Genomic DNA, 8,196 nt, shown 5'->3' with positions numbered 1-8,196 from the left:
ATCGTCGAGGCCAGCAGCTCGAGCTGCTCGATGAGCACCATCAGCGACGTCTTGTAGCCGTCGATCGGTCGGGTGTCGGCCCACTCCCGCGGCAGGCGCAGGTAGCCGCCGACGGCTTCGGGCAGGTAGGTCGTGGCGGTCGCCACGACGGAGTAGCCCTCCATGCTGCCGAGGCCGAGGTTGCGCAGCCGGGGCAGCGTGTCGTTGATCGAGCGAGCGATCCGCACCACCCGGGCCGTCACGATCGGGGGCGCGTTGGCCTCGGTGAGCATCGCGTTGACCCGGTTGAGGGCTGCGAGGATCTCCTGCTCGGTCGGTGGCGCTGCCACCGTCGTGACCGAGTCGTCGTCCCGACGCCGACGACTCCACCACTGTCTCAGCCCCACGTCAGCACGTCAGAGGTCGCACGTCAGTCATCGGTCAGCCAACTGTCGGCTCAGCCGAGCGACTGAGCGGAGAGGTCGAGGGTGCCGGCAGCGTTGCGAGCGTCGTGCTGCTGCACGCGCGCGAGGTAGGACTGCGACTTCTCCACCTCGTGCTCGAGGACACCGATGGTCGCCGACATGTTGTCGAGAGCCTTGAGCTTGAACTCGTCGATGGAGTCCATCGTGGCGTAGATGTTGGCGAACGCCGCCTGCAGCTGCTCGATGCCGATCGTGGAGGACGCGGCCTGCTCCTGGATGGCGGCCGAGTTGTCCTTCAGCATCTCGGAGGTGCGCTGGATCATGCCCGACGTGGTGGTGTTGAGCGCCGAGATCTGGTCGAGGACGAGCTTCTGGTTGCCCAGCGCCTGCGCCACGATGACGGCCGTGCGCAGCGCCGAGACCGTGGTGGTCGAGGCGCGGTCGACGCCCTTGATGAGCTCGATGTTGTTCTTGATGATGATGTCGATCGCGAGGTAGCTCTGGATCGACACCGCGAGCTGGGTGAGCAGGTCCTGGTGCTTCTGGCGCACGTAGAAGAGGACGTCCTGGCTCAGGGTGCGCGCGGTGTCGGGGTCGCTCAGCTCGAGCTCGGCGATACGGGCAGCGAGCTTGGCGTCGAGGCGCTCGGCGACGTAGACGTACTGGTTGAGCCGACCCATCACGGCCCAGAGGTTGGCCTTCTCGAGGTTGAGCGCGACGTTGTCCTTGGTGAGCTCGTCCTGACCGTTGCGCAGGCTGTGCAGGATGCCGTTGAGCTGGGTCTGGGCCGACTGGTACTTGCGGAAGTAGTCGGTGATCTTGTCGCCGAAGGGCAGGATGTCGAGCCAGCGCTTGGTGCCGGTGGCCTGGCTGGGGTCGAGGTCCTCGACCGTGCGACGCAGCTCGAGCAGCGTCTTGCCGACCGTCGACCCCTCGGCGAGGCCACCTTCCTTGAGCGCGGTGACCGGCCGGTCGAGCATCCGGTTGGAGGTCTCGGCCGCCCGGCGGATGTCGGCGTCGCCCATGGTGCGGACGTTCTCGGCCTGCGCGGCGAACTCCGGGCTGCCGGCCTGGGTGGTGGCCAGCGCGGTCATGAAGCTGTCGACCTTGGCGTCGAGCTCGGGCTGCACGGCGGCGGCGACCGGGGGTGCCATCTTGGGGGCCTGGGTCTCGAGCACCACCGCCGGCGCCTCGGGCGCCGTCAACGTGACCACCGGGTCGGGCGGTGTGAGCGGCATCGGCTCAGCAGCACCAGACGTTGCGTCAGACGGGGTCATCGTTCCTCCACCGGGATACGGGGTGAGATCGGACACGCTGAGTAGCGCAGGAGCGACACTACCCATCGCCGCCGACAGCCGCGATGCAGGCGCGAGCGCCGTGCTGTGGTGGGCGTGCAAGGCTGCGCCATGTGACCGCCCGTGCGACCGACCCAGGGACTGACCGCTCGACCTGGACCCCCGAGCGACGTCTCACGCTCCTGCTGCTCGCCGTGGCCACCGGCACCAACGTCCCCACCCCGCTGCTTCTCGTCTACCGCGAGCGCCTCGCACTGACGGACGCCTCGGTCACCGCGATCTTCGGGGTCTACGCCCTCGGCCTCATGCTCGCGCTGGCTTTCGCCGGTCGCGCCGCCGACCGCCTCGGACGCCGTCGGGTGGTCCTGCCTGCCGCGATCCTCGCCGCCCTCGCCTCGTTGCTGTTCGTCTTCGCAGCGCAGAGCGAGCCGCTGCTCTACCTGGTCCGCTTCGCCCAGGGGGCTGCGTCGGGGACGGTGTTCAGCGTGGGCAGCGCCTGGCTGGTCGAGACCGCGACGAGGCGCGGCAACCCGGCAGGTCCGCGGAGCGCGGCGGTCGCGATGACCGCAGGGTTCGCCGTCGGACCGGCCTACGCCGGCCTGATCGGTGAGTGGGGGCCCCTGCCGCTCGTCCTGCCGTACCTCGTGCACCTGCTCCTGCTGGCCGGAGCGCTCCTGGCGTCCTGGACGGTCGCGGAGTCGCTCGTACGAGCCCCGTCGACCCCCGGTGAGGCTCCGACGTCGGCCTTCCGGCCAGGAGCGCGACGCACAGCGCTGGTCGTGGTAGCCCCGCTGGCGATCTGCGTCTACGCCTTCCCGGCCAGCACGATCGCCGCGGTGCCGGTGCTGGTGGGCTTCCCGTACGCCCCGGTCGCCCTGACGGGCCTGATGGCCGGGCTCGCGCTCGGGGCCGGCGCCCTCGCCGCACCGCTGCAGGGTCGACTCGGACCGCGCACGGCACCGGTCGCGGCGGCGTGCGGCATCGTCGGCTTCGGCGGTACGGCGCTCGCAGCCGCAGTCCCCGCCGTGCTCTTCCTCGCCATCCCCTCGGCCGCAGTGCTCGGCGCCGGCGGTGGGCTCGCGCTCGCCAGCGGGATGTCGCGCCTGCCGGCGCTGGCCCACGACGGCCGACTCGGCACCGTGTCGGCCGCCTTCTACGCCACGGCCTACATCGGCTTCGGGTTCCCGCTGATGATCACCACTCTCGCCGACCAGGTGCCGGTCGCGGCGGTGCTCGCGGTGCTCGCCGGGGTCTGCGTGGTGCTCACGGCACAGCAGGCCCGGGCGCGGCTATGAGGCCCTGCGCCGCGCCGTAGCCGGCGCCAGGTCGACGAGGAAGAGCGGCATGAGCGCCTGCGCGATCGGACCGATGGCCAGCGCGAAGACGACCGTGCCCACGCCGACCACTCCGCCGAGGGCCAGGCCGACGAGCACCACGCTGACCTCGAGGCCGGTGCGGACCAGCCGGATCGACAGGCCCGTACGACGGTGCAGGCCGGTCATCAGTCCGTCGCGCGGACCGCGTCCGAGCTGGGCGCCGATGTAGAGGGCGGTCGCGAAGCCGCAGAGCGCGACCCCGCCGACCATCAACGCGACCTCGGCCCAGAGCGCGTCGGGTCGGTCGAGCAGCGCGAGCGTGGCGTCGGCGGCCAACCCGACCACCACGGCGTTGGCGATCGTCGCCACGCCGGGCACCTCCTTGAGCGGGATCCACAGCAGGAGCACGACGAAGCTCATCACCACGACGGCCTGACCGAGGGTGATCGGCACGTGCTGGATCAGGCCGGAGTGCAGCACGTCCCAGGGAGCGAGCCCGAGGCCGCCGCGCACCATCATGGCCAGCGAGGCGCCGTACAGCAGGAGGCCGATCGTCAGCTGGGTCAGGCGCAGCGGCAGGCGTCCGGCCCGCAGCTGGGCGACCGGCCCGAGGTCGAGCAGCACCGGCGCGGGGCGGCCGGCGACGATGGTCTCGGGGGTGACGCTCTCGCTCATGGCACCAGTGACTCATGCCCGGCGGGCCCGCCCCGAATCTCAGACTAAGTCGACGGCCCGCACCGAGTGTGCCGACATAGCCGACTCGATCTCGGCGAGCACCTCAGGAGCGATGCCGGTGTCGACCGAGATGGCCATCAGGGCCTCCCCGCCCTTGGCGTTGCGGGCGACCTGCATGCCGGCGATGTTGACGCCGGCGTCGCCGATGATGCGCCCGACGGTGCCGACCATGCCCGGACGGTCGGAGTAGGTGAAGAACGCGAGGTGCTCGGTGGGCTCGAGGTCGATGTCGTAGCCGTTGACCTCGACGAGCCGCTCGCGCTGGTTGATCCCGATCAGGGTGCCGCTGACCGAGACCTGCGAGCCGTCGGGGAGCGTGCCGCGCAGCGTGATCAGGTTGCGGTGGTCGGGGCTCTCCGACTCCGAGAGCAGCCGCACCGACGTGCCCCGCTCCGCGGCCAGCAGGGGCGCGTTGACGTAGGAGACGGCTTCCTCGATGACGTCGGTGAAGACGCCCTTGAGAGCGGCGAGCTCGAGGACCTTGACGTCGAAGGCGGTGATCTCGCCACGCACCTCCACGTCGATCTGCTGGGCGACCTCGCCGGCGACCCCGGTGAAGATCCGGCCGAGCTTCTCGGTGAGCGGGATGCCGGGACGCACCTCCTCGGCGATCACGCCGCCCTGCACGTTGACGGCGTCCGGCACGAGCTCGTCGGCGAGCGCGAGCCGCACCGACTTGGCGACCGACACGCCCGCCTTCTCCTGCGCCTCCTGCGTCGAGGCGCCGAGGTGCGGGGTGGCGACGACGTTGTCGAGGGCCAGCAGCGGACTGTCGGTGCAGGGCTCGCTGGCGAACACGTCGAGGCCGGCCGCGGCGATCAGGCCCGTGGTGAGCGCGTCGTAGAGGGCATCCTCGTCGACGATCCCGCCGCGCGCAGCGTTGACGAGCACGAGCCCGGGCTTCACCACGGCCAGCTGGTCGGCGCCGATCAGACCGATGGTCTCGGGGGTCTTGGGCAGGTGCACCGACATGAAGTCGGACTCGGCGAGGAGGGTGTCGAGGTCGACGAGTCGTACGCCGGCCTGCGCGGCGCGGCCGGCCTGCACGTAGGGGTCGTAGGCGATGACGTTCATCCCGAAGGCCGCCAGGCGCTGCGCGACGAGCACTCCGATCCGGCCCAGGCCGACGATGCCGACAGTCTTTTCGTAGAGCTCGATGCCGCTGTAGTGCTCGCGGTGCCACTCCCCTGCGCGCAGCGCGGCGTGAGCCGGCGAGACGTGGCGCGCGGCGGCGAGCATCAGCGCGACGGCGAGCTCCGCGGCCGAGACGATGTTGGACGTCGGCGCGTTGACCACCATGACGCCGGCCATCGTGGCGGCCCGGACGTCGACGTTGTCGAGCCCGACGCCGGCGCGGGCGACCACACGCAGCCGCTTGCCGAGGGCGAGCGCCTCGGCGTCCACCTTCGTGGCCGAGCGCACGAGCAGGGCGTCGACGTCGGTGATCGCGGCGAGGAAGGCGGTCCGGTCGGCGCCGTCGCAGTGGCGGATCTCGAAGTCGGGACCGAGGGCGTCGACGGTGGCCGGACTGAGCTCCTCGGCGATCAGGACGACAGCACGACGGGTCCGGGACGACGGGGCAGCGGTCACAGTGAGTCCTCGCAGGTCGAGCGTGCAGGGCGCACGACGCTGTGCGGATCGTCACGGTAGCCGAGATCGGCGACGTGACGAGCGACGGTCCAGACCCAGTCGACCGCGGCTTCGGGCCCGATCGTCTGAACTAGTTAGGCATGCCTTACCTTACTGACATGTCCTCACCTCTCTCCTTCCAGCGAGGCCGGTCGGCCGCCGTCGGCTTCTCGAGCCTTGCTGCGGCCCTCGTGATCTCCGGCTGCTCGTCCGACACCGCCGAATCCACTGCCCCGCCGTCGGTCGTCGCCGTCGACCCAGCCGTCATCGACACCGCCGTCGCCGACTACCGCGTCTACGTCGACGAGCAGATCGCCACCATGCGGTCCGAGACCGACGCCTTCGCCGCCGCGATCGCCGATGGAGACCTCGAGCAGGCCCAGGCGCTCTACCCCGTCTCGCGACGTCCCTGGGAGCGGATCGAGCCGATCGCCGGCATCATCCCCGGCTTCGACGCCGCCGTCGACGTGCGCGAGGACGACTTCGACAGCCCGGAGGATCCTGGCTTCACCGGGTGGCACCGCATCGAGTACCACCTGTGGGTCGACGGCGACCTGGCCGCCGCAGCGCCGTACGCCGAGCAGCTCGCCTCCGACCTCGCCGACCTCGACGCCGCCTCGGACGAGCTCGCGATCGAGCCCCAGGTCCTGACCGTGGGCGCCCAGGAGCTCATCGAGGAGGTCGCTGCCCCCAGCGGCAAGCTGTCCGGTGAGGAGGACCGCTACTCCGGCACCGACCTCTACGACTTCAAGGCCAACGTCGAGGGCTCCGAGGCCTTGGTCGACCTGCTCGACCCGGCCCTCCAGGTGGCCGACCCCGATCTCGCCGCGACGCTGGAGGTGCAGTTCGCCGACCTGGACGCCCAGCTGCGCGAGCTCGGCTCCTTCAGGGAGGGCTTCGTCGTCTACGCCCAGGTCACCGACGCGCAGCGCTCGGCCCTCGCCGCGACCCTGGGAGAGCTCGCCGAGTCCCTCTCGCTGCTCAACGGCACCCTCGGTCTGGCCTAATGGTGGGGCACGACGTCGGTGAGCGCCTTCGAGTACGACGCCGCGGGCTGGCAGGTCTGGCCGGTCTGGCCGGGCTCGGGGTCGCTGCTGCACCGGTCCTCGCTGCGTGCAGCACGGAGACGATCGCGGCCGGCGCTGCGCCCCTCGCGTTCCGCGGCGCTCACCAGGGCGTCCTGACGGTCTCGGCCCCGGCCGGACTCGTCGGCGCCTTCGACGTGCGGGTGGAGACCCGCGACGAGCTCGCGCGCCTGCTGGCCGACCTGAGCACCACCGTCGAGGGCCTCATGGGCGACGTGCCGGTCCGCGAGCGCGGGGGCGGCTTCCCCGCTGCCGACACCGGCATCCTCGGCCCCGACCACGGCCCGACCGGCACCGGCGTGGTGCTGGGCCTCGGCGCCTCGCTCTTCGACGACCGCTTCGGCCTGTCCGACCGGAGGCCGCCGGGGCTGCAGCCCATGCCGCGCTTCAGCAACGACCGGCTGGTCACGCCCGAGCGCAGCAACGGGGACCTCTCGCTGACGATCTCGGCCTCCAGCAGCGAAGCGGTCGTGCACGCGACGCGGCAGATCCTGCGCGCCACGCGTGGACGACTCGTGCCGCGCTGGGTCCAGTCGGGCACCAACCAGGTCTCCCCCGGGGTCCGGTCGACCCCGCTGACCGGACGCAACCTGCTCGGCTTCAAGGACGGCACCGTCAACCCGGACCCGGCCGCGACGGCGTCCATGGACGAGGTCGTCTGGGTCGGCGCCGGTGACGGCCACCCGGAGTGGGCGGTCGGCGGCACCTACCAGGCCGTGCGGGTGATCCGGATGCTGGTGGAGTTCTGGGACCGCACCCGACTCTCGGAGCAGGAGGCGATCTTCCACCGCCACCGCGACACCGGAGCTCCGCTCGGCGCAGCGGACGAGTTCGACGCGGTCGACTTCCCCGACGCCGCCGCCCTCGACTCCCACATCGGCCGGATCAACCCACGCACCGCCGACTCCCCCGAGCACGTGATGCTGAGGCGAGGCTTCAACTACGCCAACGGCCTCGACGACAACGACCAGCTCGACGAGGGCCTGCTCTTCGTGTCCTACCAGCGCGACCTCGAGATTGGCTTCCTCGGCACCCAGCGGCGACTCGACGGCGAGGCCCTCGAGGAGTACGTCGCACCGCAGGGCGGCGGACTCTTCTTCGTGCCGCCCGGTCCCGGTGCGCACGGCTCGCTGGCGCGGGGACTGTTCGACTGATTCGCCGGCGAGGCGCCTGCCTCAGGTCGTGCAGCCCTCCGGGCCGCACACCTCACCGGAGGCGTCGTCGCGGTCGGTGACCCCGGTGGCCATCTGCAGCGTGGGGCGCTCGGCCCAGGCCCGCTCCAGGGTCTGGGTGAAGACCTCCACCGGCTGCGCTCCGGAGATCCCGAAGCGTCGGTCGATCACGAAGAACGGCACTCCCCCGGCGCCCAGGTCCTGGGCGGCGTCGGCGTCGGCGTCCACCTCGGTGAGGTGCTCGTCGGAGGCCAGCACCCGTCGTACGTCGTCCTCGGCCAGGCCCGCGCCGACAGCGATCGCGGCCAGCTCGTCGTGGTCGGCGACGTCACGCACGTCGACGAAGTAGGCGCGCAGCAGCGCCTCCTTGAGGTCGGCGCGGAGGTCGCCCGCGGCGTGCAGCAGCCGGTGCGCATCGACGGTGTTGACCCGCTTGGCGTCGGGGTACTGCGAGAAGTCGAGGCCGACCTCACCAGCGACCTGCTGAACCTGCTGCACCATCTGGCGGCCCGCGGCGTCGCCGCCGCCGTACTTGCGACCCAGCGCGGAGGCGATGCTCT

7 protein-coding genes and 1 pseudogene are annotated in these 8,196 nt (G+C 71.4%); 3 read left to right on the top strand and 5 right to left on the bottom strand.

The features are described 5' to 3' along the window. Nucleotides 1-329, bottom strand: a pseudogene (locus VOI19_RS09155) (hypothetical protein); the annotation flags it as partial. A 107-nt stretch (nucleotides 330-436) separates the two neighbouring features. After that, nucleotides 437-1,642 (bottom strand): toxic anion resistance protein, encoded by a 1,206-nt coding sequence (locus VOI19_RS09150; protein WP_323792658.1) that lies wholly within the window; start codon nucleotides 1,640-1,642, stop codon nucleotides 437-439. 170 nt (nucleotides 1,643-1,812) lie between these two features. On the opposite strand from VOI19_RS09150, the gene VOI19_RS09145 reads away from it, so the two are divergent. Beyond that, entirely contained in the window at nucleotides 1,813-2,994 is a 1,182-nt protein-coding gene (locus tag VOI19_RS09145) for an MFS transporter (RefSeq protein ID WP_323792657.1), read from the top strand. Here the strand turns inward: VOI19_RS09145 and VOI19_RS09140 are convergent. Next, nucleotides 2,989-3,690, bottom strand: coding sequence for a hypothetical protein (locus tag VOI19_RS09140; RefSeq protein ID WP_323792656.1), 702 nt, complete (start codon nucleotides 3,688-3,690; stop codon nucleotides 2,989-2,991). The genes VOI19_RS09145 and VOI19_RS09140 overlap by 6 nt on opposite strands. Nucleotides 3,691-3,729: 39 nt before the next feature. Further along, nucleotides 3,730-5,340, bottom strand: a complete 1,611-nt coding sequence (gene serA / locus VOI19_RS09135; protein WP_323792655.1) for a phosphoglycerate dehydrogenase — start codon at nucleotides 5,338-5,340, stop codon at nucleotides 3,730-3,732. A 158-nt stretch (nucleotides 5,341-5,498) separates the two neighbouring features. Between serA and efeO the strand changes: the two genes are divergently transcribed. Together efeO and VOI19_RS09125 are read left to right on the top strand one after the other, a co-directional pair. Continuing rightward, nucleotides 5,499-6,386 (top strand): iron uptake system protein EfeO, encoded by an 888-nt coding sequence (efeO, locus tag VOI19_RS09130; RefSeq protein ID WP_323792654.1) that lies wholly within the window; start codon nucleotides 5,499-5,501, stop codon nucleotides 6,384-6,386. Beyond that, the gene (locus VOI19_RS09125) at nucleotides 6,386-7,618 is read left to right on the top strand and encodes a Dyp-type peroxidase (protein WP_323792653.1); all 1,233 of its coding nucleotides are present in this window, start codon (nucleotides 6,386-6,388) and stop codon (nucleotides 7,616-7,618) included. Before efeO ends, VOI19_RS09125 begins: the two co-directional genes overlap by 1 nt. A 21-nt stretch (nucleotides 7,619-7,639) precedes the next feature. On the opposite strand, the gene VOI19_RS09120 is transcribed toward VOI19_RS09125, so the two are convergent. Beyond that, the coding region (locus VOI19_RS09120; protein WP_323792652.1) for a DsbA family oxidoreductase at nucleotides 7,640-8,196 on the bottom strand (557 nt) is incomplete at its 5' end.

The organism is Nocardioides sp. (assembly GCF_034670285.1).
Classification (GTDB): Bacteria; Actinomycetota; Actinomycetes; order Propionibacteriales; family Nocardioidaceae; genus Nocardioides.
This window is presented reverse-complemented; position numbering and strand designations above follow the sequence as displayed.

Excerpts from the sequence above, each read along its gene's own strand:
- VOI19_RS09150 (WP_323792658.1), bottom strand. The coding sequence starts at position 1,642 with ATGCCGCTCACACCGCCCGACCCGGTGGTCACGTTGACGGCGCCCGAG.
- VOI19_RS09140 (WP_323792656.1), bottom strand. The coding sequence starts at position 3,690 with ATGAGCGAGAGCGTCACCCCCGAGACCATCGTCGCCGGCCGCCCCGCG.
- efeO (WP_323792654.1), top strand. The coding sequence starts at position 5,499 with ATGTCCTCACCTCTCTCCTTCCAGCGAGGCCGGTCGGCCGCCGTCGGC.
- VOI19_RS09125 (WP_323792653.1), top strand. The coding sequence starts at position 6,386 with ATGGTGGGGCACGACGTCGGTGAGCGCCTTCGAGTACGACGCCGCGGG.